Below are 26786 nucleotides of genomic sequence, written 5' to 3'. Positions count from 1 at the left end.
AAAAAGTAACCCCGTTGATATACCGATAAAGCTCCTGAAATCCGATGAACAGCCAACAATTACCGACCATAGCATTCTAATTACAACACTCAAAATTAAACAGTTGCACAGCTTCCTAATTATTTTTTACTAAATTTACTACAACCAACTTAACAACATAACCTATGAAAAAAGCATTACTTCCCCTTATGTTACTTGTCACGGGCATCTGTTTTTCCCAAACAGTCGCTCTGGAAAGTTTCGGAACCGGATTTTCAAGCCCTGTAGAAATCACCCATGCCGGTGACACCCGTCTCTTTGTCGTAGAAAGAGGCGGTGCCATTAAAATATTAAATGCTAACGGAACCGTTAACCCAACGCCTTTCCTTAATCTTTCCGGCATTATTAGTTCCGGTGGCGAACGCGGACTATTAGGACTTGCCTTTCACCCAAATTACAGCACGAACGGGTTTTTCTATGTGAATTATACGAACACGGCTGGCAATACGGTTATTTCCCGTTATAGCGTGAACAGCGGCAATCCCGATGTTGCCAATGCTTCGAGTGCCAGCATACTGCTGACGATTACACAGCCGTATTCCAACCACAATGGCGGTTCTGTTAAATTTGGTCCGGACGGATACCTCTATATCGGTATGGGCGATGGCGGAAGCGGCGGTGATCCGGAAAACCGCGCACAGAACATCAATGAATTATTGGGAAAAATGCTTCGCATTGACGTTAACAACGGCACGCCTTATGGCATCCCGGCGAACAATCCTTATGTGGGTATTGCCGGTGCCGACGAGATCTGGGCAATCGGTGTCCGAAATCCCTGGAAATTTTCGTTTAACCGAAGCAATGGCGATTTGTGGATTGCCGATGTAGGTCAGAATAATTTTGAAGAGATCAACAAAGTAAGTTCCACTCAGGCCGGATTAAATTACGGCTGGCGCTGTTATGAAGGCAACGCCGCTTATAATGCCACCGGTTGTGCGGCACAATCCACGATGACTTTCCCGTTAGCAGTAACCACACACTCTGCCGGAAACTGCTCGATAACGGGTGGTTATGTCTATACCGGAACCACGTATCCGAACTTCCAGAACAAGTATTTTTTCACGGATTACTGCGCGTCCAAAATAGGAATGGTTGACAACTCCGGAAACATCACATATTCGGCCAATTTCAGCGGAAACAGCTTTGTGACTTTTGGTGAGGATAATAACGGCGAATTGTATGTGGGCTCCATTAACAACGGAACCATCTATAAAATCAAGGACAGTTCTTTAGGCACATCCGATTTCAGCAAAACGGCTTTTACCGTTTATCCTAATCCGGCCAGAGCCGAAATAAACATCAAATCATCCGGAAGCAATTTCCCTACGGAAGTAACGGTTTTTGACATGAACGGAAAACAGGTTGCTTTCCAGAAAACACAAAACCCGGAGCTAAACACGATTAAAACATCGCATCTGGCTACAGGTTTGTATCTTTTACACATTATGGATAATAACGGCAACACCGCCACCCATAAATTGGCTATAGAGTAATTTTTACGGCGCCGGATTTGGAATTAGCTCCTGAATATAGTTAATCGCTTTGATCATTTCATCCGTAAGGGTAATGCTATGCGTTTTAATATTTTCATCCAGTTGTTCCAAATTCGTCGCTCCTATAATGGTCGCTGTCACAAATTGCTGCTGCTGCACAAAAGCCAGAGCCATTTCGGTTAACGTCAGCCCAAAGGAATGCGCAACTTCCTGGTATTTTCGTACCGCATTTGTGGATTGTGCACTGGAATAACGCGAGAATCGCGGGAATAACTTAATTCGTGCATTCGGATGTTCCCCGGTTAAAAACTTCCCGGTCAGCGTTCCGAATCCCAAAGGAGAATAGGCCAACAAACCTACTTTTTCGCGATAACAGGTTTCCGACAAGCCTACTTCGAACGTCCGGTTCAGTAAGGAATACGGATTTTGTATCGTTTTAATACGCGGTAAGCCATGCTGCTTGCTTTCTTCCAGAAAACGCATTACGCCCCACGGTGTTTCGTTAGACACTCCGATATGGCGGATCTTCCCTTCTTTGATCAAAGCATCAAATGTTTCCAGAACAGCCTTAAAATTATCTTCCCAGGCATCGTCCTGAATGGTAAAACCCCGTTGTCCGAACATATTCGATTTCCGTTCCGGCCAATGCAGCTGGTACAAATCGATATAATCCGTTCGCAGCTGGGTCAGGCTTTTCTCCAAAGCCTGCCGGATATTTGCAGGAGTAAAACTCAGATCATCTCTCAGGTATTCCATGCCGCGGTTTGGACCGGCAATTTTGGTTGCAATCACTACTTTATCGCGGTTTCCGTTTTTTTGCAGCCAGCTTCCGATATAACGTTCCGTTCTTCCGGTTGTTTCCTGGCGTGCGGCTACCGGATACATTTCGGCAGTATCCAGAAAATTGATTCCCTTATCCAGGGCAAAATCCAGTTGTTCATGAGCTTCCGCTTCGGTATTCTGTTCGCCAAAAGTCATGGTTCCCAGACAGATACTACTGACTTTCACATCGGTATGGGGTAATGTCGTATATTTCATTTTGTAAAATGTATCGAAAATTATGGGTTTCAAAAGTACGCAAAAATAAAGGTTCAGCATTTACATACTGAACCTCTCTTTTTTATGTTTAACAATGCTTAGTTAATATCATTCAGCATTTTAGAAATTTCATCCAGTTTTGGCGTCAGAATAATTTCAATTCTACGGTTTTTCGATTTTCCTTCTGCGGTATCATTCGTCGCTATCGGAGCATATTCTCCTCTACCGGCCGCGGTCAGGTTTTTCTTGTCGATCGCTTTGTTCTCCGCCAGGATGTTCACAATTGCCGTAGCTCTTTTTGTAGACAGATCCCAGTTGTTTTCGATTTGTCCAACAGCTCCTGCAAATTTATCATTATCCGTGTGGCCTTCAATCAGCACAGTAATTTCCGGGTTGTCACCCAATACCTTACCAACAGCTACAACTGCTTTTCTTCCTTCTGTACCTACAGCCCAGCTTCCGGTTCCGAATAACAATTTATTCTCCATCGAAACGTAAACTTTTCCGTTTTTATGCTCCACTGTCAATCCTTTTCCTTCAAATGCATTTAAGGCTTTGGAAAGGGTTTCTTTCAGTTTTTTCATACTCGCCTCTTTTTCTGCAATCATGCTTTCCAGCTCGTTAACCCTGTCCGAACGGTCTTTTAAATCGTTCTTCAGTTTTTCCAGACGGTCTCTTTCTGCTGCCAAAGCTTTTTCTTTGGCTTCCAGCTGTGCTAAAAGTTCACGGTTTTTGTTCATATTGCTCTGTAAAGCATCATCACTGTTTTTTTCCAATGCCTTATAAGAAGACTGTAATGTGTTCAGGCTGTTTTTGGATGCCGCATAGTCGGAAGCCAGTTTGTCACGCTCTGCTTTCAGCTTGTCCAATTGCCCCTGTAAATCTTTTGACAACAGGTCCAATTGATTTTTATCTTTACTTAAAGCCGTATTTTCATCGGATAACTGACGGTTTTCTTTCTTTAAATCGGCAAATTTCGTTTCTAAATCCGTGTATATTTTTTTAGAAACACATGAAGTTGATAAGGCTAAAGCCAAAACTCCAATAGACATTTTTTTAATCATCTTTAGTGGTATTTTGATTATTCTATTTCTAATAAAACCGGGCAGTGGTCAGAATGTTTGGCTTCCGGTAAAATAACCGCACGCTTCATTCTTTCTTTTAAAGGTTCGCTCACCAGGTTATAGTCAATTCTCCAGCCTTTGTTATTCGCTCTTGCATTTGCCCTGTAGCTCCACCAGCTGTAATGATGCGGTTCTTTGTTAAAATGACGGAAACTGTCCACAAAGCCGCTTTTCATAAAAGCATCCAGCCATGCCCGTTCTGCCGGCAGGAATCCGGAAACTTTTGCATTTCGGATAGGATCATGGATATCAATTGCCTCGTGACAAATATTATAATCGCCACAGATAATCAAATTCGGAACCTCTTTTTTCAGTTCGTTGATATAGTTCTGAAAATCGGCCATATACATAAATTTATGATCCAGACGGTCGATGTTTGTTCCCGATGGCAGGTACAGACTCATGACCGAAACATCATCAAAGTCTACCCTAAGGTTTCTGCCTTCTTTATCCATGTGCGGAATTCCGGTTCCGAAAACAACATTATTCGGTTTTATCTTCGATAAGACCGCGACACCGCTATAGCCTTTTTTCTCCGCTGGGAACCAATAATGATACGGATACCCGGCTAATTCTATATCCAATAACGGAATCTGTTCCTGTGTGGCTTTAATTTCCTGAAGGCAAATTACATCAGGATCAGCACTTTTCAGCCAATCTAAAAACCCTTTAGTGATTGCCGCACGGATTCCGTTGACATTATAAGAGATAATTTTCATCGTTACTGTTTCATTTTCTCCAAAAATAGGTAAAAACCAATAGAATTAAAACAAGAATTATGGAAATAGAACAAATCATTCACAATCAAATACCTAATTATATTCTTCATTAAAAAAAACGTAATAATAGACCAAAGCCTTTTTGCGTTAGATGAGATTTATTATCTTTGTTTTTCGCTCAAAACGAAATTAAATGGGTTTAGTTACCGCTAAAGAAGTTGCCAAGGCAATAAACACTGATAAATACGGGTTTTTAGGAACTTTTTCAGGCTGGTTACTGATGAAGGTATTGAAAATTTCTACTCTTAACAAGATTTATAACAGAAACAAACATCTTAGTGATGTAGAATTTCTCAATGCAATTCTGGACGAATTCCAGATAAAATTTGAAATTCCCGAAGAAGATCTTAAAAGATTACCAAAAGAAGGTGCTTATATTACGATTTCCAATCATCCTTTAGGTGGGATCGATGGTATATTGCTATTGAAATTAATGCTTGAAAAAGAACCGAATTTCAAAATTATTGCCAACTTTTTATTACACCGCATCGAACCGTTAAAGCCTTATGTTATGCCGGTTAATCCTTTTGAAAATCACAAGGATGCCAAATCCAGCGTAGTAGGCATTAAAGAAACACTCAGACATTTAAGTGACGGAAAACCATTGGGTATTTTCCCGGCCGGTGAAGTTTCTACCTATAAAGACGATGAGCTTGTTGTGGACAAACCCTGGGAAGAAGGCGCTTTAAAGCTTATCAAAAAAGCGAATGTTCCGGTAGTACCTATTTATTTCCACGCAAAAAACAGCCGTTTATTTTATTTGTTATCCAAAATCAGCCCTACACTGCGTACGGCTAAATTACCATCGGAATTACTGACACAGAAAAAAAGGGTAATAAAAGTCCGTATCGGGAAACCGATCTCTGTTAACGAGCAGTGCGAATATGAAAGCATTGAGGCTTATTCCGAATTCTTACGTCGTAAAACATACATGCTTGCCAATTCTTTTGAAGCGGAAAGCAAATTACTGTCCCCTCCAAGTTTAAAATTACAACTTCCTAAAAGCAGTCCGAAGCAAATTGCCAATCCTGCCAATAACGAAAAGATCTTACAGGAAGTAACCGAATTGCGAAAAGGCGATTACCGTCTTTTACAAAGCAAGAACTACGAAGTTTTCTTAGTGACTGCCGATAAAATCCCGAATATCCTGCACGAAGTGGGCCGTTTGAGAGAAATTACTTTTAGAGAAGTAGGAGAAGGCACCAACGAATCTTTAGACTTAGACCAATACGACAAATATTATCACCACATGTTTTTATGGGATGATGATGCAAAACGTATCGCCGGAGCTTACCGTATGGGATTGGGCTCCGAGATTTACAAAAAATTCGGTATTAACGGGTTTTACCTGCACGAACTGTTCCGCTTCGAACCGGAATTATACGATATGATGTCTAAATCTATCGAAATGGGACGTGCTTTTATCATTAAGGAATACCAGCAAAAACCAATGCCTTTATTCCTGTTGTGGAAAGGAATTGTACACACCACTTTACGCCACCCGGAACACAAATTCCTGATTGGCGGCGTGAGTATCAGCAACCAGTTTTCCGATTTTTCCAAATCGCTGATGATTGAGTTTATGAAGTCGCATTATTACGACCCGTATATTGCCCAGTACATCCACCCTAAGAAAGAATACAAGGTTAAATTAAAAGACGCCGACAAAGATTTTGTTTTTAACGAAACGGAAGCCGATTTGAACAAATTTGACAAGATCATTGATGAGGTAGAACCGGGAAGCCTTCGTTTACCGGTACTGATCAAAAAATACATCAAACAGAATGCACGCGTAGTGGCCTTTAATGTAGATCCGCTGTTTAACAACGCAGTAGACGGCTTAATGTACATCCGAATTGCCGATTTACCGGAAAGCACCGTTAAACCGGTTATGGAAGAGTTTCAGGCTGAACTGGAAAGAAAACTCAATGAAAAAGGAGAATAAGAAATATAAGAATGATAAAAAAAGCGCCCTGAGATGATCAGGGCGCTTTTTTTATCTCCATACAGACTGCCGGAGTATATCGTCGAAAGTATTATCGGAAATAAAATAATACAGTCGGATTAAATGATACACAACCAGTATAACTCCTAAAACATAGGCTATTTTACGGCTGTAAAAAATGTCCCTGAAATAGCTTTTATCGGTTATCAGTTCTATTGTTAAAACAATTACCGTCAGGATACAGAATACAAACACTAACGGCCCGAATAAATGAAAATAAAGACTTCTGTACAAATCTCCTTCATAAATATATACCAAGGACTTCGTAATCCCGCATCCGGGACACGGGAAGCCTGTGAGCATTTTAAAAGGACAAAGCGATTGTGCCGTATCCAGATGATTGTGCTCGTTTTGAAACGTAAGCAAAAAAGGAATTATCAGGGTAATTAATGCCCCGATAATTCCATATACTTTGAGTTGTTTCTTTTTATTATTTGTAAAGCTTATTGATATCACCTTGTACAATCATTGCTGCCACCATTGGAAAAATAAAACCTAACACTAATAAAAGAACCGATTGGTCTTTGTTTGGCTCACCAATTTTCTCATATACTTTTGGTAGACCTTCTTTACCTGCTATGTAGTAATAATACAAGTTAACAGGCATACAACATCCGGAAAAAATAGCAACCGGCTGTGAAATGATTTGTTTCCCGGCTACAGCATTTAAAACTTCTGCAACTTTAATATTCCAGTAGATAAGGTATAACCCGCACGTTAGAAATCCGAAGACTAAAACCATGATCGGATCGACCTTAAATTCCGGGATTTGAGGATTATTCCAATCCTCTGACATTGAACTTTTTACTTCCATTTTTTGTTTTGATTAGATTGATTATGTAGCGAATATAGTACTTTTTATAGAAAAGCATCATCATTCGGCTCCCAAAGTTCAATTTTGTTTCCTTCCGGATCCATAATCCAGCCAAATTTCCCGTATTCGTACTCCTCCATCTCACCAACAATCGTAACTCCTTCTTCCCGCAACACCTCCAGCAAAGCCACCAGATTATCCACCCTGAAATTCATCATAAACTGTTTTTCACTGGGTTTGAAATAATTAGTATCTTTTGAAAACGGCGACCATTGCGTAGAACCGTCATTGCCATCTTTGTCTTTCCACTGAAACGAACAGCCATAAGCATCGACAGGAAGTCCCAAACGATCTTTATACCATTCCTTAATTGCATCCGGGTTTTCGCTCTTAAAGAAAAAACCTCCTAATCCGGTAACTCTTTTAATTTCTTTTTTATCCATGGTTCTGATTTTTAAAAAACAAGGTCACTGCCAGCAACAGCAATATTCCTTCAATAGTAAATAAAAACATATGATCTATTTCTCCCGAAATATACGTACATCCCAATCCAAAGATACTCAATCCCAAACCCAGCAGCAACATTTGTACTCTGGCCCGGAACTGCCCTTCTTTTATGGGTTTTGCCAAAAAAAGCATCCACATCCCGCTTAGCAGCATCATTACGGACGAATAAAACCAGATCATCCGCATTCCGTTCGCAGCCGGCTCCTGTATTTCTCCTTTGGCAATATGCTCCATCACCGCTTTCATTCCTAAAAACGCATGCGGAAAGAAGCTCAGACAGGTAATGACTCCAACGAGAATCACTAAATAATAGGCTATCTTATTCATGTTTATAGTGCTTAACAATCTTATCAACGATCACCTGTGCCAGTTTTTCTTTACTTTCCACCGTCCATCCGGCAATATGCGGTGTTAACAATACATTTTCCGATTCCAGTAAATACTGAAAAGCATCCGGCGTTTGCCCATCGGTAAACAGGTTTTCGAAAGATAATTTTTCATATTCCAGCACGTCTAATCCGGCTCCCAGAATTTTACCCGTTTTCATGGCGGTAACCAAATCAGCGGTAACCACACTGTTTCCTCTTGCGGTATTGATAAACCAGAACGGTTTTGAAAAGGCATCGATAAAATCAGTATTGATCATCTTATCGGTTTCCGGCGTCCAGGGCGTATGCAAACTCAGCACATCGGCTCTTTTCTGCAATTCGAGCAATGAAACCTGGCGTGCATTTCCGTCGCCTACATTATCCAGGATATCATAACACAGCACCTCCACATCAAATCCCCGCAGCTTTTTAGCAAAGGATTTCCCCATATTTCCGTAACCGATGATCCCAACCGTTTTACCGTCCAGCTCATGGCCGCGATTCGGTTCCCGGTTCCAGTGTCCGCTCCGCACTTCCCTGTCGGCTTTGTTAAGCTTGTTAAACAAGGACAGCAGCATGCCCAAAGCATGTTCCCCAACCGCATTGCGATTTCCTTCCGGTGCCGCTATTAAATGCACCCCTTTTGCTGTTGCATAGTCACAGTCGATGCTTTCCAGTCCTGCACCTACTCTTGCAATAAACTGCAGGTTTACAGCCTTATCCAGAAAGGCTTTGTCTATTTTAAAACGGCTTCGGATTACTATACCGTTATAATCCTGAATTTTAGCTTCCACCGCTTCTTTGGAGGATTTAAAATCTTCATGATTAACAAATCCTGCTGCTTCCAGCTGTGCCCATAATATAGGGTGGTTACTATCGATATGAAGTATTTTTACGTCCTGATTCATGTCCCTTTTATATTGTCTAATGATGTTTTTATTCCTTTAATCAGTGACGAACTGAATCCCTGATGTTCCATTTCATTGAGTCCGGCGATGGTACAACCTTTTGGCGTTGTAACCCGGTCTATAAGCTGTTCCGGATGCACTTTTTCCTGCAATGCCATTTCGGCAGCGCCTTTCACCGTTTGCGAGGCGATTGCCAATGCCGTCTGGGCATCAAAACCGATCTCAATTCCGGCCTGCATAGCTGCCCGGATATAGCGCAGTGCATACGCTGTTCCGCAGGCTCCCAGAACCGTTGCCGCATCCATCATTTTTTCTTCAATGACCTCTACGGAACCCAACTGGGCCAAAATGTTTAAAAAGGGCTGTACGGTATTGCAATCGTCTTCCCGCAGGGTCACACAGGTTGCCGAAGCACCAAACCGGATGGCAATATTCGGCATAATACGGATGGCAACCGAAGTCGCATCCAATTGCTCCTGCAGGCTTTCCATTGAAAGTCCGCTAACCGCTGAGGCAACAATCTTCTGTTTTAAATGGGGTCGTAAGGCTGTAATGATATTGGTTACCTGAAAGGGTTTTACGGCTAAAATGACCACATCGGCGTTAGTAACCGCATCATTGTTATCAGAAGACAACTGTATGCCGCTATCTTCCAAAAAACGAATTGTTTCCAAATTTCTCCTGGTAACCACTAAGGTGTTACCTTCGGTAAATTTAGCAATGCCCAAAGCGATGGAGGTACCTAAATTACCACCACCAATCACTACAATTTTCATAAGAACAGTTTTTTATGATTAAAAGCCCAATATCAGTTTGGCTATGGAAAAGTAAATCAGGATCCCGCAAATGTCATTACTGGTGGTAATAAATGGCCCGGTGGCCAAAGCGGGGTCAATACCATAACGGTTTAAGGTCATGGGGATAAAAGTACCCAAAACGGAAGCGGTAACAATTACCGAAAGTAAGGCTACAGTTACGGTGATACCCAGCATAGGGCTTACACCTAAAAGGAAATGGCTTCCGATTAATAAAATAATGGCTAATATAAATCCGTTTAGCAGGCTAAGGCTGACTTCTTTCAGTAACCGGTTCCACAAAGAACCGCTTAAGGTGTTGTTTGCCAAACCCTGAACAATAATTGCTGAGGATTGTACTCCAACGTTTCCTGCCATAGCAGCGATCAACGGTGTAAAGAAAAACAATTCCGGATGGTTTTCCATCGCGCCGTCAAAAAGGCCTAATACCTTAACGCTGATGAATCCGCCCAATAGTGCCAGAACCAGCCATGGCAAACGCGCACGGGTTAATTCAAGGATACTGTCATCTGCCTCAACATCCTGCGAGATACCGGCAGCCAACTGGTAATCCTTATCGGCTTCTTCTTTAATAACGTCAACGATATCGTCAATGGTAATACGTCCTACCAGGCGTCCCATTTCGTCTACAACCGGAATGGCTTCCAGGTCATATTTCTGCATGATACGCGCCACTTCAACATCTTTGGTATCTACTTTTACATAGTCTACTTTTTTGATGTATACCTCGCTGATTGGCGTTTTGGTAGAAGTAGTCAGCAAGTCTTTCAGGGACAAACGGCCTTTCAGGCGTTCTTCATCGTCCACTACATAAATAGAATGCACGCGGGAAACATTCTCTGCCTGTTGCCGCATTTCTTTAACACAGGTGAGCACATTCCAGTTTTCATTCACTTTTACCAGCTCTTTCCCCATTAGTCCACCGGCAGTATCTTCGTCATAACGCAATAAGTCTACAATGTCTTTTGCGTGTTCCACGTCTTCCAGCTCGGAGATTACCTCTTCTTTTTTAGACTGTGGCAATTCGGCGATAATGTCGGCAGCATCATCGGTATTTAACTCATCCAGCTCTTCCGCAATTTCTTTTGCAGAAAGGTTTCGAAGGATTTTTTCACGGACTTCTTCGTCTAGTTCAAGAAGAATTTCGGCCGTTTTTTCACTGTCAAGGATTTTAAAAAGATAGCTTGCCTCTGCATCATCGAGTTCCTCCATGATTTCGGCAATATCAGCATAGTGAACGTCCTGGAGCAGAATTTCGAGTTCCTGTCCTTTGTTTTCACTGATTAGTTGCTCAATCTGAGCAATAAAGTCTCTGCTGATTTTAAACTCCATCGGCGGCTATTTTTTGAGTGAGTTCTATAAATTGTTCTACCGAGATTTGCTCCGGGCGGAGGTCAAAGATACTATCTTCTCTTAAATTATCCGATAGCTGAAAAACTTTTAAGCTATTTCGCAGTGTTTTTCTGCGTTGGTTAAATGCGGTTTTCACCACATTAAAAAACATTTTCTCATCACACGGCAGTTTGTAGTTTTCTTTTCTACGCATGCGCATCACTCCCGACTTCACTTTTGGCGGCGGTGTAAAAACGTTTTCCGATACCGTAAACAGGTATTCTGTATCATAAAAAGCCTGTACCAGTACGGAAAGTATCCCATAGGCTTTAGTACCTTTTTTTTCACAGATACGCTCGGCTACTTCTTTTTGAAACATCCCGGAAAATTCCGGAATCTGATCTCTCAGTTCCAGTGCGCGGAATACGATTTGCGAAGAAATATTGTACGGGAAATTACCAATAATGGCAAAAGGTTCGTCGCCAAAGACTTCTTTAATATTGTATTTTAAAAAGTCTTTGGAAATAATACGGTTGCTCAGCTGCAGGTAATGCGTTTGCAGGTATTCCACCGACTCGGTATCGATCTCGATCACATAGGTTTCTATGGGTTTCTCCAAAAGATACTTCGTGAGCACGCCCATTCCGGGACCAATTTCCAATACTTTTTTATAGCCTTCCAATACCAGCGAATCTGCAATTTTTTTTGCAATATTCTCATCATTCAGAAAGTGCTGTCCCAAATGTTTTTTTGCTCTTACCTTATCCATTTTTTGGTCTTTTAAAGATTCTACCGCTGTGCTGTTTGTTATTAATGATCACTGATGAGCTGTAATTCGGTTCTGAAAGCCAGCATTTTATCCCCAAACAAAGCAAATCCTTCCGCTCTTAAACGAGGCGCATCTTCATCATAGTATTTTTGCAGGGTTTCTTTGCTGTCTGTCGTGTACTGAATGGAATAGGTAACACCGCCCATTTCTTCTTCAATCAGCACTCTTACCATACGGGCCGAAGTAAATTTCCCCGTTGCCAGAACATCGGCAATGTGCTTTTCCTGCATCCATTTCATCCAGGCATCATGTACACTTTCGTGTATATTAATCGTTACGTTGTAAATTATCATTTTTTAGGAATCTTAATTATTATTGTATTGGGAGTAACCGGAACGCTTTGCGTTTATAAATTATTATCTCCTCTTAATTTTCTGTAGTTGTTTCGGGCATCCACATAATAGATACTGTCCTGATGGCTGAAAATCACTTTTTCATAAAGTGCTTTGGCTTTTTCAACATCCAGCAAATATTTCCGGTATATCTCTGCCGAGAAAAACAAGGCTTCATCGACATAGACACCTTCTGCATGTTTTTCTATAATTTCCTGATAGGTTTTTAAGGCCCCGGTATAGTCTTTTTTCTGCTCCAGGATCTGCCCGATTTTCAGCAGGGTTTCGTCTTCGATACTTTTCCCTTTCTGTTCGCTCAAAAGGGACTGGAATCCGCTTAAGGCTTCATTGGTTTTGTTCTGGTACAACAGGAAATCCGCTTTTGCAAATTTCTTTAAGGCAACCTGTGTACTGTCCTGAACGGTATGATCGCTGATTAACAGGAATAGCTCCAGCGCATCGTTTGCAATGAGTTGTGACGACGATGCTTTAAGGACTTTAAATTGCTGCTGTGCCCAGTCGAAGTCGCCTTTAAAGTAACTGGCTTTTGCCATTTTAAAGCTGGCTTCGTGTCCTATTTCATCATTTTTCAGGTCGTCTTCTATTTGTGCATAATAAATAATCGCCTGATTGAATTTTTCATCCAGCAGCAAAACGTCTGCCAGTTCCATTTTTACTTCCGCTTTCTGGTAATTGTTTAACGGCAAGTCCAGCGATTGGGTGAGTGTTGTTTTTGCCGCTTCAAACTGTTTCAGGTTAAAGGCATCAAAATGTGCTTTTAAGATCTGCAGGTGCAGCGAATATGGGGATACCCCGTATTGTTTGAGTAATCCGGACAGTTTTTCCTGAATTACCGGATAGTCTTTTACCGTTGCTTTATCGATATCCATCGAAACAAGCTGATAATGTGCTTCCATCTGCAATTCCATATCCTGGGTGTTTAGCAGTATAAAATCCAGGATTTCTTTTGCCGTATCGTTTTCGCCTTCCTGAACGGCCAGTCTTGCCAGGCTGATAATATTGAACAGGTTTTCCGGGTTGCGTTTAAAGATAGCTTTTTCCTGAATAAAGGCTTTTCCGTATTCTTTTTGCTGTACAAAAAACCAGCTTAAAAACTGGTTCCAGAAAATGTCCTGTGTTTTCTGGGTTCTGATCAACAGGGCTTTTCGCAGGTTGCCATTAAAGGTTTCCTGAGTATCTTCCATCATAAAGCGCGCCAGCTGGTTTTGCACCAAAGCCTGATTGGGCTGGTTCCGGTAGGAATAGTCCAGTAATTTTTCAATCATCAGTTCCAGATTTCCCAGTTGTCCCTGCAATAAGGCAATCTGGTAATCAAAGTTCAGGTTCGGATTTCCCGCTACGCCTAGTTCGTAGGCTTTTAAGGCTTGTTCCAATAATACTTTTTGTTCAAAAGCACTTGCAATACCGTAAACATTATTCGGGTTCTCTTTGATAACGTCCAATGCTTTCTGATAGTTTTTATTGGCTTTATCCGTATCCTTCTGCAACTGGTAATTATACCCCAATTCGACATAAAGACTGGTTTGTCTGAATTTATCGATACGGAATTTAATCAGTTCTTCTGCTTTGGGATAGTCTTTCAGCTGCTGGTAGCAGGCAATCTGTTTCTGAAAGTAGAGGTAGTTATTGGGCTGTGTTTTTAACAGGCCTTCATAGATCACAATTGCTTTATCGAACTCTCCTCTGTCAAAATAGTTTTGCGCCAGCTGTTCATTTTGCGAGAAAACAAACATCGAGCTAAGCAAAACGATATAAAGAAGAAGGTTTTTCATTCCACAACTGTCATAAAAAAACAATGTACTAATGTAGCTTTTTTTAGCTAATTAGTACATTATTAAAGTATAAGATTTTATTAATTTATGATATCAAATCCGGTGTAAGGACGTAATACTTCAGGAATTACGATTCCTTCCGGTGTTTGATAATTTTCCAGGATTCCTGCCAATACACGCGGCAACGCCAATGAACTTCCGTTTAACGTGTGTGCCAGGTGGTTTTTACCGTCTTTATCTCTGAAACGCAGTTTCAGACGGTTTGCCTGAAAAGTCTCAAAGTTAGATACCGAGCTGATTTCCAGCCAACGGTCCTGTGCTGTTGAGAACACTTCAAAGTCATAGGTTAATGCCGAAGTGAATCCCATATCGCCTCCGCACAAACGCAGGATTCGGTATGGCAGTTTTAATTCCTGAAGCAATGTTTTCACATGCTCTACCATTCCTTCCAGGGCTTCGTATGATTTTTCAGGATGCTCGATTCTAACGATCTCCACTTTATCAAACTGGTGCAAACGGTTTAATCCGCGAACGTGCGCTCCGTATGAACCTGCTTCACGACGGAAACACGGTGTGTAACCCGTACATAAAACCGGCAGTTCATTTTCCTGCAAGATCACATCACGGAATAAATTGGTAACCGGAACTTCTGCCGTAGGGATTAAGTATAAATCGTCAATTCCCACGTGGTACATCTGCCCTTCTTTATCCGGCAGCTGTCCTGTTCCGTATCCTGATGCTTCGTTGATTAAATGCGGAACCTGGTATTCTTTATAACCGGCTTCGGTATTTTTATCTAAAAAGTAAGCGATCAATGCACGTTGCAAACGCGCTCCTTTTCCTTTATAAACCGGGAATCCGGCGCCTGAAATTTTGGTTCCCAATTCGAAGTCGATAATGTCATATTTTTTCACCAATTCCCAGTGTGGCATAGCACCTTCATGCAATACCGGAATGGTTCCTTCTTCAAAAACGGTTTCGTTATCTTCCGGTGTTTTTCCTTCCGGAACAACATCGGCAGGAAGGTTTGGCAATTTATACAGTTCCTGCGTTAATTCGTCAGAAACCGCATTTAACACATCTGTTAATTCCTTGCTTTTCTCTTTTAAGATGGTTGTTTTTTCTTTTAAGATTTCCGCTTTGGCTTTCTCACCGCTCTTCATTAACTCTCCGATGTCTTTGGATAGCTTGTTCGATTCTGCCAAAGTGTTGTCTAATTCCACCTGAGTTGCGCGGCGCTTTTCATCTAAAGCCACCACTTCTTCAACCATTGCTTTTGCGTCTAAATTACGTTTCGCCAAAGACTGGATTACTTTTTCTTGGTTTTCTCTAATAAATGCTATCTGTAACATACTATAATGATTTTAAGGTCAGCAAATTTAAGGAATTGTTTTTTATAAAAAAGAATGCAATTTAACAAAGCCTTTCTTCTTTCCCCGTCCCTGTTAATTATCAGCGCATTATTCGAAAAAAACGAGCCCCTATTTTAGATTATTCCTTAACTTTGGCAAATTTTACTAAAGTATATGAAAAAACACCTCTTAATTTTTGCATTATTAGCAACCACATTTTCTTTTGCCCAAACCGAAGAAGAAGTGTTCTCCAGCATGGTGGAAGCCGAAATGAAAGCCGCTTCCAACACGATGAGCTTTGCTGCCAATGCCAATACTCAAAACTATGACATTACCTATCATAAGCTGGAATTCACCGTTAATCCTGCCAATTATTTTATTTCGGGAGTAGTCACTACCGATTTTATTGCCAAGCAAAACATGAATACCATCACTTTTGATTTAACCAATGAATTAACCGTGAGCAGCGTTAAACAAGGAAATACAACCTTAGCCTTTACACAAAATGCAAACGACGAACTGGTAATCACGTTACCGTCCACACTGGCTACCGGTGCTGCAAGTTCCGTAAAAATAACCTATTCCGGCGCACCATCCGGTGAGAATGCGGCTTTTACAACCAGTTCCCATTCCGGCACACCTATTTTATGGACCTTATCCGAACCTTACGGCGCCAAAGACTGGTGGCCCTGCAAGCAGGATCTTAACGACAAAGCCAACAGTATTGACGTGTATATCACCGCTCCTTCCCAATATGTGAGCGTATCAAACGGACTACAGGTTTCCAGCACAACCAATACCGGCGGAACCAAAACAACGCATTTTCATCACAGCTACCCTATTCCGGCCTACTTGATTGCTATTGCGGTAACCAATTACCAGATATACAATCAGCTTGGCGGTATTGCACCAAACACTTTCCCGATTGTAAATTATATTTATCCGGAAAGCGCTACTGCTGTTCAGGCTAATTTAGCACCAACGCCAACGATCATCAACCTATACGAAACCCTTATCGGGCCTTATCCTTTCCGAAATGAAAAGTACGGACACGCACAGTTCGGATGGGGCGGCGGAATGGAACACACGACCGTTTCTTTTATGGGCGGTTTCAGCCGCAGCCTGATTGCACACGAAATGGCACACCAATGGTTTGGCGACAAAATCACCTGTGGCACCTGGAAAGACGTCTGGCTGAATGAAGGTTTAACCGAATATATGGCCGGACTGGTTGTGGAAAATCTGGACAGTACCGCAGATTTCATCACCTGGAAAGACAATAAGATCAGCAGTATCACGGCTCAGCCTGACGGTAATTTATACCTGACAGACGATCAGTTAAGCAACGTAAACCGTATTTTCAGCAGCCGGCTTACGTACAATAAAGGCTCCATGGTAACCAACATGCTGCGCTTCAAATTAGGCGATACCGTCTTTTTCCAGGCGTTACGCAATTATTTAAATGACCCGGCACTGGCTTATGGTTATGCGGTAACTTCTCAGTTACAGGCACATCTTGAAACAGCTTCCGGAATGAATCTTACCGAGTTCTTTAACGACTGGGTTTACAACCAGGGTTATCCTTCCTATACTATTACGGCTCAGAACTGGGGTGCCGGCCAGGTAAAGATCAAAGTGACACAAACACAATCGCATGCTTCCGTGAGCTTTTTTGAAATGCCACTTCCGATCCGCCTGAAAAACGGAACACAAACACACGATGTAGTCGTAAACAATACTACTAACGGGCAGGAGTTCATTGTTCCGGTTCCGTTTAGTGTTACCGCTCTTGAATTTGATCCTGAGAAAAACATCATCTCCAAGAATAACACGGCTACTTTAGGAAACGCCTCATTCGATATAGCCCAGACAATCGCGGTGTACCCGAATCCGTCCAGCGATCGGATCACGATACAGTTGCCAACCGATATTCAGCTGGAAAACGTAGCGATTTACAATACTTTAGGACAGTTGATCAGCACCGAAAAAAGCAGCGATATTAACGTTAGCCAACTGGCTAAAGGCATCCATATCCTAAAAATCAGTACTTCCGAAGGTGTCTTTCATAAAAATTTTATAAAAAAATAGGCAATCTGTAATAACATGATAAAAAGTAAGGTGAAAACCTTACTTTTGTCGTTTATAATAAAAAAAGTTTTTCAAAAATGATACAATTAGGGCAAATCCTTTTCATATTATCCGTATTGGTTATTCTTCATGAATTCGGTCATTATATTACTGCTAAGATGTTCAAAGTGAGAGTAGAGAAATTCTACCTTTTCATGGATGCCGGATTCTCTTTATTAAAAAAGAAAATCGGAGAAACAGAATGGGGAATCGGATGGCTGCCTATTGGCGGATATGTAAAACTTTCCGGAATGGTAGACGAAAGTATGGATCTGGATCAGATGAAACAGGAACCTCAGCCCTGGGAATTCCGTTCTAAACCGGCCTGGCAGCGTTTAATCATTATGCTGGGTGGTATTATTGTAAACATTCTTCTGGCCTGGTTTATCTACACAATGGTGTATGTTACTTACGGGCAGAAATATATTGCTACAGAAGTTATTCAGAAAAACGGACTGGCTTTTGGCGAGACCGGAATCAATGTAGGTTTTAAAAACGGCGACAAAATCCTTGCTGTTGACGGAAAATACCAGGATCGTTTTAACCGTATGACTTTAGACATCTTATTGGGTGATAAAATCGAAGTGGAAAGAAACGGAGAAAAGAAAACCATCGTCCTGACCGATCCGCAAAAAGCAGAGATCATCGGTAAAGAAGGTCGTGATTTTATCCAGCCGCGTCTTTCCAGCGTTGTAGTCGATTCTATTGCGCCAAAATCGGAAGCTTTTAAAGCAGGATTCAAAAAAGGGGACCACCTGGTTGCCATTGACAATAAAGATTTCCGATTCTTTGATGAATTAAAAGAAAGCCTGAGTGCTCATAAAAACGATTCGGTTAGCATTACCGTTATCCGCAACAACGAAAAGGTTACATTAAAGACCTTGGTTGACAAAGACGGCAAAATAGGCTTTATCCCGGCTTTTAAAGACAAACTGGACTATGAGGTTATCAATAAACTAACGTTGTTTCAGGCAATCCCGGAAGCCGTAAAAGAGTCCTACGAGCTTTTGGTTTACAATGTAAAACAGTTCAAATTGATTTTACGTCCGAAAACGGAAGCCTACAAGCATGTAAAAAGCCCAGTTGGAATTGCAAGAGCTTTACCGGATCAATGGAACTGGGAGTTTATCTGGAACTTTACCGCACTATTTTCTATCGGTTTGGCGTTTATGAATTTGTTGCCAATCCCGGGATTAGATGGCGGACATGCCCTGTTTACCATTGCTGAAATGATTACCGGTAAAAAATTAAGTGAAAAATCGATGGGGTATGTACAGACCTTCGGAATGATTATCTTATTGAGCTTAATGGCTTTAACTTTCGGCAAAGATATTTACCAGTTAATTGCCGATAAATTTTTCTAATTTTTTGCATTTTTTATTTGCGAGATTAAAATTTCGACTTATATTTGCACCGCAATAAAGGTAACACACCTTCCTCCTTAGCTCAGTTGGTTAGAGCATCTGACTGTTAATCAGAGGGTCCTTGGTTCGAGCCCAAGAGGGGGAGCAAAATAAAAGCCAGTTCAACGCTGGCTTTTTATATCTAACAATAAGTTCTTTTTTTGACAAAAAAACACAGTTTCCTCCTTAGCTCAGTTGGTTAGAGCATCTGACTGTTAATCAGAGGGTCCTTGGTTCGAGCCCAAGAGGGGGAGCTAAAATAGAAATCCTGGTAGCAATACCGGGATTTTTTCGTTTACAACATTTCCGTTTCTATAAAGAAAATTCCAAACTACAGCGTTACCGCAATCTGCTCTAATTGCCTGAAGACCGGTATTAACGATTTTCCTTTTTCCGTCAGGGAATACGCTATATGCAATGGCTTCTGCCGAACCACAACCTTATCCAGCAAACCAGCCGCAACCAATTCTTTTAAGGCAATTGCCAGTGACTGCTTATTCGTTCCTTCTATCTGGCGTAACAGCTTATTGAACCGCAAATCGGATGCGATTGCCAATTGAAATATTTCAGGCTTCCATTTACCGGAAAGCAATTTTAAAAGTTCCTGTGCCGGACAAATTTCCACTATATCCACTGCCTTTTCGGTAATCGTATTTTTCTGGCTCATTGCATTCATATTAAACGGAAATTTATAAAAAATAAATCAATTATCCGGTTTGAATTTCACAACCAGACCACTTTCAACAATTATCCCCACAAAACAACATCTACTACCCTCACCTTCACTCAAAAAAGTTATATTTCTAATACACTTGTTTAAAATCCAACACTTCCCCAGTACATTTCTTTACATTTGCAACACCTTTAGCCCTATACATTATTTTAAGCCACTCCAAAAATGAAAATCAGAACAATTACCTTCCTTTTTATTTTTATCAGCTTTATTTCCAAAAGCCTATACGGTCAGGTTCCGGAGTTGATTATATCCGATCATAACAATACCACCGGCACGATAACCATTGATTGTGATTACAACTTTATTCCGCCCAAAAAAGTCAGGCTGACAGCAACCTTTCCCGATTTAAAAAGTACCACAGAATATACCGTTGAAAGCGTTCCGTTCAACCAAACCGGCAGTTTTGCCGATGGAACGCCTATCGTATTTAGCGGAGACGACACCTGGAGCAGCACCATCCCAATGGGTTTTACCTTTTGTTTCTACAACAACAACTATAATTCGGTTACCGTAGGCGATAACGGCATCGTCCGTTTCGGGTACGACAGCAGCGTTCCCGAAGGTGCTTTTTCATCGATAATCAATACTACTCCCAACCCATCATTGGTCAGAAATGCCATTTTTGGCGGGTTTCAGGACATGCTCAACATTCCGGCAGGATTTGGCTGTGCCACAGGAGAAAACTGCGGCACGGTTACCTACCTGACCACCGGAACAGCCCCTTTCAGAAAATTTATCGTAAATTTTAATGCCGTTAACCATTTTAACTGTTATGGTACGAATACCCGGAAATCCACATTTCAGATCATCCTGAACGAAACAACCAATATCGTTGAGGTGAATGTAAAAGACAAACCTTTGACCTGTACCGGAAATATCAGCGCCAACGGAAACGGAAATTCACTGATAGGGCTTAATAATTCCAATGGCACAAAAGGAATTGCGCCGCCGCAAAGAAACACCGGTACCTGGGCCGCCCAAAATGAATCCTATCAATTTCTGCCTAGTGGTGCCAGCAGTACCACCTTGTCCTGGTACAATGCTGCCGGCAGCTACCTCGGAAATGCCAACCCAATAGAAATAATACCGCCCAACTATTCTACTTTTTACAATGCAAAAGTGCTGTACAACACCTGCTCGCCCGTTACTATAGAAAATACCATCGTGATTAACTACGACCTGGATTATCCCGTTGCACCGGACATTACCGCAATTTTTTGCGATACCACCAATCCTTTCCCCGATGAAATCGTAGACATTGCCGGTTTACTGCCTGCGGAAGCCGGAATTATCAAAACGATACACAATACCCAGGCAGAAGCCGATGCCAACGCAAATGCTTTGCCCGGCATGGACACCTTTCATATGACCACCACCACCCGCACCTTTTATTACAGGGTAACCAAAGGAAGCTGTTATGCCACCGGCAAGATTACTGTGAAATTATTTCAGACACCTCAAATAGCCGATCAGGAAATCCGCATCTGCGACACCAATAATGACGGCTCCGAACCGGTTTCTTTACCTGGTTTAACAAGCCAGATTGCCGGCTATCTGCCCGGCATGACTGTTTCCTACTACCATAATCTACCCAATGCCAATGCCGGGATCAATCCTGTAACCAGTATAACCGTAAACAATCCTCCCGGCTTTTATGACGTGTACATCAGAGTCGTGAACGCCAATAATTCCAACTGTTTTACAGTACGTAAAATCACCTTGAGAATAATGCCGAAACTGGAATTGGCTCCGATTACCCCATTCTGCATTAACGATCCGAATTTTGATTTACACGAATTATTCGACTTAACTTCAATTCCGGTAACCATAATAACCGGTCCTGCAAATACAAATGCGCTGACAATCCAGTATTACACCTCGCTGTATAATGCACAGAACGGCATCAGTCCGATTGCCAATCCGAACAATTATATGGTAAGCATTCCGTCACCGCATACGGAAACAACCCTATATCTGACGATCAATGCATCCGGTTTTTGCAGCACGATAGTACCGGCAACGATCCGCTTTTGTGAAGCCATGGGTGGCGGTGGAAGCGGTGGTGGTGGTGGTGGTGGTGGAACTGGCGGCGGAGGCGACTTTGGTGCCTGTCTGGAAACTGGCGAACCCATTCCTTCCTACGACCTGAATGTAGTTTACAACAGTACGATGAGCGCGATCGTACCGCTTCCTGTTCCGTTAGGCTTTTATACCACTTTAAACGGTGCCCAGACCGAAGATCCTGCAACAGCATTAACCAGCACCCAGATCAGCAGCTTTTTCCCGGTTGTCCCGCTTTCCGCAGTATGGGTACGCTATGTCGACGTTAACGGAGTTGTCGGTATTATAAAACTCGTCATTCCGGTTAAGTTTATCAAACATGTCAACCAGGATTATACCATTTGTGACCTCTTAAACGACGGACACGAAACGGTTAACCTGCTGCCTTATATCACCCAGATACAACTGGAAAATCCCGGGGAAACCGTTAGCTGTTTTGCAAGCATAACCGACTATAACGCCGGCACCAACCCGATTACCAGTATCACGGTTTCTTCCCCGAATACGATTGTATACGTAAAAGTAAAGTCCTATAATTGCAGCTCTAATTATGACCTGAATTTTATCCTGACCCCTTTTAACATCGGAACTCCCGTTAACCGGCAGGTTTGCGATATCGGGGCAGACGGTACCGAACTTTACGACCTGACAACGATGATTCCGGGACTTACCTCCGGATTTAACAGCCCGTTAGTGAGCTTCCACACCACCTCAGCCGGTGCTTTCAACCAGACCAACCTCATCAATTCCCCGGCAAACTATCCGATAAACCCAATGACCGTTGTATGGGTGAGAATTGAAGAAGATCCGGCAACGGCTCCGAGTGAATGCCCGACCATACAGCAGGTAAATTTCGGTTTCTTTAATTCTGTGGCCACCAACCCGATTGGTGTGGTTGAAATTTGTGATACGGACAATGACGGACAGGTTCTTTTTGACAACCTGAATCAGGTTGTTGCTTCCGTTATTATCGAAAACCCTTTGGAACCGATTATCAAAAAACTATACACCAGCCTGACCGCTGCTCAAAACAACGATCCGGTTTACGAAATTTTACCCGACTGGGATACCTTTGTTTACGACACTTCTATTTTAGGTGTTACCGGTAGTATTTACCTCTATTTAAAGAACACGGTTACCGGCTGCGAAAGAATCGTCCCGATCAACGTTGCCATACTGTCGTTCCCGCTAACGGTCAATTCTGTGGTCACTACCTGTGATTTCGAAAACGACAATACCGAAACCATTGCCGACATGGCTGTTTTTAACGCTCAGATTACTTCCAATTACCTGCTCTACACCTATCAGTATTTCGAGAACATGGCCGATGCCCTGGCAGGAACACCCGAAATTCCGGCTGATTTCACCATTCAGCATAACGATACCATTTATGTAAAAATAACCAATGGCACAAACGCTGCCTGTGCCCGCATAGTACCTGTTGCCATTCAATTAATCCCTGCTCCGGTGGTAACCCCGGTAACGGCTGTTATCTGTGATAACCTCGGAGACGGAAGCGAGGCCGTTAACCTTAACAGCTATCAGGACCAGCTTATCAGTAATCCTGCAAATACTTCTTTTACATTTTACAATTTATATAGCGATGCCTTACAGGAACTGAATCCCATTCCAAATTTGAGTACAACAAACTTTACCGTTTCCTCATTCGACGCAAACAATTTTTCCCCTCCTGTATTTGTGAGAGTCACCAATACCATTACCCATTGTTTTGCCATCACAACGATTGTTTTTCAAAGAAGGGATCTAATAATTGCCAATGATACCATTCAGTCAGCCTGTGATATTTCGGTCACAAACGAGCTTAGCGGTATTTTTAATTTACCCGCTTCCATACCGGACATGATCACCAATCCTTCCGGCTATACCATTAGCTTTCACAACACTCCTGCCAATGCCGCTACAAGTGTAAATCCTATTGCAACCCCAGATATATATCCGGTAACTGCCAGCCAGACCTCTTTTGTATATGTCCGGTTCGAAGACCTTGCCACCGGCTGCTACACGGTTAAAACGCTGGAACTTCAGATTTACAACCTGCCAAAATTCGTGAACAGCACCTACGATGTCTGTGATGATAATTTAGATGGTTTGTACACCATTGATTTAACGCTGCTTAACGCTACTGTAGTCGAAAATCCGCTGCCTTACAGCTTCCAGTATTTTTTAAATGCGGCCGATGCTGCCAACAATAGCAATGCCATTACGAATATTACCAACTATACTATTGATCCGAATGATTTTCCTGAAATCATTTATGTAAAAGGTACCAACAGCAATAATTGCAGTAAAACAAAAACGGTAACACTGGAACACAAACCGGAAGTGCCATTGTTAACAGATACCGTAATCCTTACAGAATGTGACACGGATAACAACGGTATTGAAACCTTTGATTTAACAGCAGCTGAAGGGCTTATCACTGCCCAGCCGGGAATTCAATTCCAGTATTTTTCTACTATTGCCGATTTGCAGTCGAATACCAACCCGATTGCCAATCCCGGCGCCTACCCGAATCCGCTACCCAATTCGAATCCGGTCTATGTAAGACTGTCTGCGCCAAACGCCCATTGCGACAATTGGGCGACCATAACCTTAAATCCGTTTTACGAAGAATATTCTTTACCCAATCCGATAACACTTTGCGATAACAATGCCGACGGAACAGAACAGGTTGACTTAACCCAGACCATCTACGACCTGCTTCCTGCCTATGATCCAGCGGCTTTAGCACTCGAGTTCTATCTGTCTTCTTCGGATGCCAATGCCGGTACAAACAGCATAACCGATCCGCAGCATTATATATTTTCAAATTTTGCGACACCGCTTTTCGTAAAAATCAGGAATATTGCAACCGGATGCAGCCTTGTAAAAGAACTTCATTTTATCAATCCGCCAGCCATTATACTGACTCCTCAAACAATAAGCCGCTGTGATTTCGACAGGAATAGCACGGAAGTCATCAACATATCGGACTATTACAACCTGCTGCACAGCAATCCGTCCGGCTACACTATCAGCTGTTACGCCACTGAGGCTGGCGCCAATGCCGCCTTAATTGCCGATCAGCTATCTGCAACAGCATACCTGCTAACGCAACCGCAGCAAACAATATGGATCCGCTTTGAAGACAGCCACGGTTGCTTTTCCGTAACGTCCTTAACGGCACACATTATCCCGCTTCCCAATCCGAACACTCATCCCGTTTCGCTGGAGTCCTGCGACGATAATAACCCCGGTGATTTGAAAGAGGTCTTTGATCTCACTACAAATGCCGCTTATGTTTTAAACGGCAGTACCGACCTGATCACCTATCACCTCACCGAAAGTGACGCCAATGACGGTTCCAACAGCATCGCCAACCCAACAAGTCATGAAACGGCCACCGCAAGTATCTGGATCAGGGTTACGACAAATCCGGTGAGTACGCTTACCGATTGTGCTGTTATTATCGAGCAAAAGCTCATTGTACATCCTTTGCCGGCAGCCGGCAGCATCAGCGATTATTACAGCTGTATCAATACCAATGACGGAAAAGCCACTTTTACCTTACATACAAAAGATGAAGCCGCTTTAGCCGGACAAAACCCAAATACGTTTACCGTGAACTATCACCTTGCGGAAAGTGATGCGGCACTGGCAGTAAATCCGCTGCCTGCAATTTTTATAAGCACGAGCCGGTTACTTTGGGTAAGCATTCAAAACAACCTGACCGGCTGTATCAGCACCACTACATTACAGCTGATTGCCGAAACCAGTCCAACAGCTACAAAACCGCCCGTTCATGCTACAACCGTATGCGATACCTATGGCACTAACAATGGTCACATCATTTTTGATTTAACCGCATTAGATCCGGTGATCTTAGGTCCGTATCAGGCTAACAATCCGGATTATTCGATTCATTATTACTCCGGTTTGGCAAACCTCAATGCCAATATCCCGATTAGCAATCCGACTGCTTTTGAAAACGAATCCAATCCGCAGATAATATATGTAAGGGTCGTTCATGAAAATACGGTCGGGAAATGTGCCGCCGAAACAAGCTTTAATATAAAAGTCAACCGCCTGCCCGAACCGGTGCCAAACGATGGTTTTGTGTGCTACAATCCGGTTACCGGAGCCGTTCTGAGCAGCCATATTATCCATTCAGGATTGAGTGCTACAACCCATACTTTTGAGTGGTACAACGGAACCGTACTGATACCGGGCCAAACCGGCACTGCGCTGGAAGCAACACAACCCGGTCATTATTTTGTAGTGGCCACACATACCGCAACAGGATGCGAATCGGTTCCGGCAGAAGCCGTAGTCGGACATTCGGAACCGGCTATCGCGACCGCACGGGTAGAATATTCTTTTAATGACATTATCAACATCATCATCCACGCTACGGGTGCCGGAAATTACAGCTATCAGCTAAACGAGGAACCGATACAGGCTTCACCAGTTTTTGAGAATGTAGCTGCCGGAACACATACCCTACTCGTTCATGACAATAACGGCTGTAATCCTACCCGAATAGAAGCGGTAGTCCTCGATTATGACAAATTTTTCACCCCGAACGGCGACGGCTATAATGACACCTGGCATATCGCCGGAATTAAAGGGCAGCCAAACGCTAAAGTGTACATCTTTGACCGCTATGGAAAATTCCTGAAACAGCTCTTTCCGGGAGGAAAAGGATGGGACGGGACTTATAATGGCGCACCGCTTCCTTCAACCGATTATTGGTTTTCAGTAAAATACATTGAAAATGGGGAAGAGAAGGAATTCCGTTCCCATTTTGCTATGAAAAGATAGGTCCGGATGCCCGGATCAGCCATAAAAGTTAGCCGAAATAACCTTGTTTTATTTCGGCTAACTTCATTTATGTAACAAAAGTTACATCTTATCTCCGTTTTTTTTTCGTA

Annotated in this window: 20 protein-coding genes and 2 tRNA genes; 7 read left to right on the top strand and 15 right to left on the bottom strand. The window is 42.4% G+C overall.

The genetic code is table 11. The annotated features are described in order from the left end of the window. The first annotated feature begins 164 nt into the window (after positions 1-164). A complete protein-coding gene (locus tag HW120_RS04410) occupies positions 165-1532 on the top strand; it encodes a PQQ-dependent sugar dehydrogenase (RefSeq protein WP_177731211.1) in 1368 nt (455 codons plus the stop codon). 3 nt (positions 1533-1535) lie between these two features. Here HW120_RS04410 and HW120_RS04405 read toward each other — a convergent pair whose 3' ends face one another. The 3 genes from HW120_RS04405 to HW120_RS04395 form a co-directional block, all read right to left on the bottom strand. Continuing rightward, positions 1536-2570, bottom strand: a complete 1035-nt coding sequence (locus HW120_RS04405; RefSeq protein ID WP_177731209.1) for an NADP(H)-dependent aldo-keto reductase — start codon at positions 2568-2570, stop codon at positions 1536-1538. 98 nt (positions 2571-2668) lie between these two features. Then, positions 2669-3634 carry an OmpA/MotB family protein gene (locus HW120_RS04400; RefSeq protein ID WP_177731207.1) on the bottom strand — a complete coding sequence of 322 codons (966 nt, stop codon included), beginning with the start codon at positions 3632-3634 and terminating at the stop codon, positions 2669-2671. Between the two features lie 17 nt (positions 3635-3651). Next, on the bottom strand, positions 3652-4413 hold the full coding sequence (locus HW120_RS04395; RefSeq protein WP_177731206.1) for an exodeoxyribonuclease III: 762 nt from the start codon (positions 4411-4413) through the stop codon (positions 3652-3654). A gap of 193 nt (positions 4414-4606) precedes the next feature. Between HW120_RS04395 and HW120_RS04390 the strand changes: the two genes are divergently transcribed. Continuing rightward, a complete protein-coding gene (locus HW120_RS04390) occupies positions 4607-6418 on the top strand; it encodes a GNAT family N-acyltransferase (RefSeq protein WP_177731204.1) in 1812 nt (603 codons plus the stop codon). Positions 6419-6469: 51 nt separating this feature from the next. On the opposite strand, the gene HW120_RS04385 is transcribed toward HW120_RS04390, so the two are convergent. The 11 genes from HW120_RS04385 to serS form a co-directional block, all read right to left on the bottom strand. Then, complete coding sequence (locus HW120_RS04385) at positions 6470-6934, bottom strand: DUF2752 domain-containing protein (protein WP_177731202.1); 465 nt, start codon at positions 6932-6934, stop codon at positions 6470-6472. Next, positions 6909-7292 carry a DUF4234 domain-containing protein gene (locus HW120_RS04380; protein WP_246297033.1) on the bottom strand — a complete coding sequence of 128 codons (384 nt, stop codon included), beginning with the start codon at positions 7290-7292 and terminating at the stop codon, positions 6909-6911. Before HW120_RS04380 ends, HW120_RS04385 begins: the two co-directional genes overlap by 26 nt. Positions 7293-7336: 44 nt before the next feature. After that, positions 7337-7735 (bottom strand): VOC family protein, encoded by a 399-nt coding sequence (locus tag HW120_RS04375; protein ID WP_177731200.1) that lies wholly within the window; start codon positions 7733-7735, stop codon positions 7337-7339. Next, the gene (locus tag HW120_RS04370; protein ID WP_177731198.1) at positions 7728-8126 is read right to left on the bottom strand and encodes a hypothetical protein; all 399 of its coding nucleotides are present in this window, start codon (positions 8124-8126) and stop codon (positions 7728-7730) included. Before HW120_RS04370 ends, HW120_RS04375 begins: the two co-directional genes overlap by 8 nt. Continuing rightward, positions 8119-9075: a 2-hydroxyacid dehydrogenase gene (locus HW120_RS04365; protein ID WP_177731196.1), complete on the bottom strand. Its 957-nt coding sequence runs from the start codon at positions 9073-9075 to the stop codon at positions 8119-8121. The genes HW120_RS04370 and HW120_RS04365 overlap by 8 nt, the downstream gene beginning before the upstream one ends. After that, the gene (gene proC, locus HW120_RS04360) at positions 9072-9851 is read right to left on the bottom strand and encodes a pyrroline-5-carboxylate reductase (protein WP_177731194.1); all 780 of its coding nucleotides are present in this window, start codon (positions 9849-9851) and stop codon (positions 9072-9074) included. The genes HW120_RS04365 and proC overlap by 4 nt, the downstream gene beginning before the upstream one ends. A gap of 18 nt (positions 9852-9869) precedes the next feature. Next, on the bottom strand, positions 9870-11222 hold the full coding sequence (gene mgtE / locus HW120_RS04355; protein ID WP_177731192.1) for a magnesium transporter: 1353 nt from the start codon (positions 11220-11222) through the stop codon (positions 9870-9872). Then, positions 11212-11991, bottom strand: coding sequence for a 16S rRNA (adenine(1518)-N(6)/adenine(1519)-N(6))-dimethyltransferase RsmA (rsmA, locus tag HW120_RS04350; protein WP_177731190.1), 780 nt, complete (start codon positions 11989-11991; stop codon positions 11212-11214). The genes mgtE and rsmA overlap by 11 nt, the downstream gene beginning before the upstream one ends. Positions 11992-12032: 41 nt before the next feature. Then, positions 12033-12344 (bottom strand): DUF4286 family protein, encoded by a 312-nt coding sequence (locus tag HW120_RS04345; protein WP_177731188.1) that lies wholly within the window; start codon positions 12342-12344, stop codon positions 12033-12035. A 53-nt stretch (positions 12345-12397) separates the two neighbouring features. Then, the gene (locus HW120_RS04340) at positions 12398-14176 is read right to left on the bottom strand and encodes a tetratricopeptide repeat protein (RefSeq protein ID WP_177731186.1); all 1779 of its coding nucleotides are present in this window, start codon (positions 14174-14176) and stop codon (positions 12398-12400) included. 80 nt (positions 14177-14256) lie between these two features. Next, positions 14257-15528, bottom strand: a complete 1272-nt coding sequence (gene serS, locus HW120_RS04335) for a serine--tRNA ligase (RefSeq protein ID WP_177731183.1) — start codon at positions 15526-15528, stop codon at positions 14257-14259. 174 nt (positions 15529-15702) lie between these two features. Between serS and HW120_RS04330 the strand changes: the two genes are divergently transcribed. The 4 genes from HW120_RS04330 (at position 15703) to HW120_RS04315 (ending at position 19312) form a co-directional block, all read left to right on the top strand. Then, positions 15703-17616 carry a M1 family aminopeptidase gene (locus HW120_RS04330; protein WP_177731181.1) on the top strand — a complete coding sequence of 638 codons (1914 nt, stop codon included), beginning with the start codon at positions 15703-15705 and terminating at the stop codon, positions 17614-17616. Between the two features lie 77 nt (positions 17617-17693). Next, positions 17694-19019, top strand: a complete 1326-nt coding sequence (gene rseP, locus HW120_RS04325) for an RIP metalloprotease RseP (RefSeq protein ID WP_177731179.1) — start codon at positions 17694-17696, stop codon at positions 19017-19019. A gap of 71 nt (positions 19020-19090) precedes the next feature. Next, positions 19091-19164 (top strand) — tRNA-Asn (locus tag HW120_RS04320). A gap of 74 nt (positions 19165-19238) precedes the next feature. Beyond that, positions 19239-19312, top strand: a tRNA-Asn gene (locus tag HW120_RS04315). Positions 19313-19389: 77 nt separating this feature from the next. Here the strand turns inward: HW120_RS04315 and HW120_RS04310 are convergent. After that, entirely contained in the window at positions 19390-19725 is a 336-nt protein-coding gene (locus tag HW120_RS04310) for a winged helix-turn-helix transcriptional regulator (protein WP_177731177.1), read from the bottom strand. A gap of 231 nt (positions 19726-19956) precedes the next feature. On the opposite strand from HW120_RS04310, the gene HW120_RS04305 reads away from it, so the two are divergent. Next, on the top strand, positions 19957-26676 hold the full coding sequence (locus HW120_RS04305) for a T9SS type B sorting domain-containing protein (protein WP_177731175.1): 6720 nt from the start codon (positions 19957-19959) through the stop codon (positions 26674-26676). Positions 26677-26786 lie beyond the last annotated feature (110 nt).

The organism is Flavobacterium inviolabile, from assembly GCF_013389455.1.
Classification (GTDB): Bacteria; Bacteroidota; Bacteroidia; order Flavobacteriales; family Flavobacteriaceae; genus Flavobacterium; species Flavobacterium inviolabile.
This window is presented reverse-complemented; position numbering and strand designations above follow the sequence as displayed.

Coding starts and splice junctions, on each gene's coding strand:
- HW120_RS04410 (WP_177731211.1), top strand. CDS start 165: ATGAAAAAAGCATTACTTCCCCTTATGTTACTTGTCACGGGCATCTGT.
- HW120_RS04395 (WP_177731206.1), bottom strand. CDS start 4,413: ATGAAAATTATCTCTTATAATGTCAACGGAATCCGTGCGGCAATCACT.
- HW120_RS04390 (WP_177731204.1), top strand. CDS start 4,607: ATGGGTTTAGTTACCGCTAAAGAAGTTGCCAAGGCAATAAACACTGAT.
- HW120_RS04345 (WP_177731188.1), bottom strand. CDS start 12,344: ATGATAATTTACAACGTAACGATTAATATACACGAAAGTGTACATGAT.
- HW120_RS04370 (WP_177731198.1), bottom strand. CDS start 8,126: ATGAATAAGATAGCCTATTATTTAGTGATTCTCGTTGGAGTCATTACC.
- HW120_RS04375 (WP_177731200.1), bottom strand. CDS start 7,735: ATGGATAAAAAAGAAATTAAAAGAGTTACCGGATTAGGAGGTTTTTTC.
- HW120_RS04305 (WP_177731175.1), top strand. CDS start 19,957: ATGAAAATCAGAACAATTACCTTCCTTTTTATTTTTATCAGCTTTATT.
- serS (WP_177731183.1), bottom strand. CDS start 15,528: ATGTTACAGATAGCATTTATTAGAGAAAACCAAGAAAAAGTAATCCAG.
- HW120_RS04340 (WP_177731186.1), bottom strand. CDS start 14,176: ATGAAAAACCTTCTTCTTTATATCGTTTTGCTTAGCTCGATGTTTGTT.
- HW120_RS04365 (WP_177731196.1), bottom strand. CDS start 9,075: ATGAATCAGGACGTAAAAATACTTCATATCGATAGTAACCACCCTATA.
- proC (WP_177731194.1), bottom strand. CDS start 9,851: ATGAAAATTGTAGTGATTGGTGGTGGTAATTTAGGTACCTCCATCGCT.
- HW120_RS04330 (WP_177731181.1), top strand. CDS start 15,703: ATGAAAAAACACCTCTTAATTTTTGCATTATTAGCAACCACATTTTCT.
- HW120_RS04310 (WP_177731177.1), bottom strand. CDS start 19,725: ATGAGCCAGAAAAATACGATTACCGAAAAGGCAGTGGATATAGTGGAA.
- HW120_RS04380 (WP_246297033.1), bottom strand. CDS start 7,292: ATGGAAGTAAAAAGTTCAATGTCAGAGGATTGGAATAATCCTCAAATC.
- rsmA (WP_177731190.1), bottom strand. CDS start 11,991: ATGGATAAGGTAAGAGCAAAAAAACATTTGGGACAGCACTTTCTGAAT.
- HW120_RS04400 (WP_177731207.1), bottom strand. CDS start 3,634: ATGATTAAAAAAATGTCTATTGGAGTTTTGGCTTTAGCCTTATCAACT.
- mgtE (WP_177731192.1), bottom strand. CDS start 11,222: ATGGAGTTTAAAATCAGCAGAGACTTTATTGCTCAGATTGAGCAACTA.
- HW120_RS04405 (WP_177731209.1), bottom strand. CDS start 2,570: ATGAAATATACGACATTACCCCATACCGATGTGAAAGTCAGTAGTATC.
- rseP (WP_177731179.1), top strand. CDS start 17,694: ATGATACAATTAGGGCAAATCCTTTTCATATTATCCGTATTGGTTATT.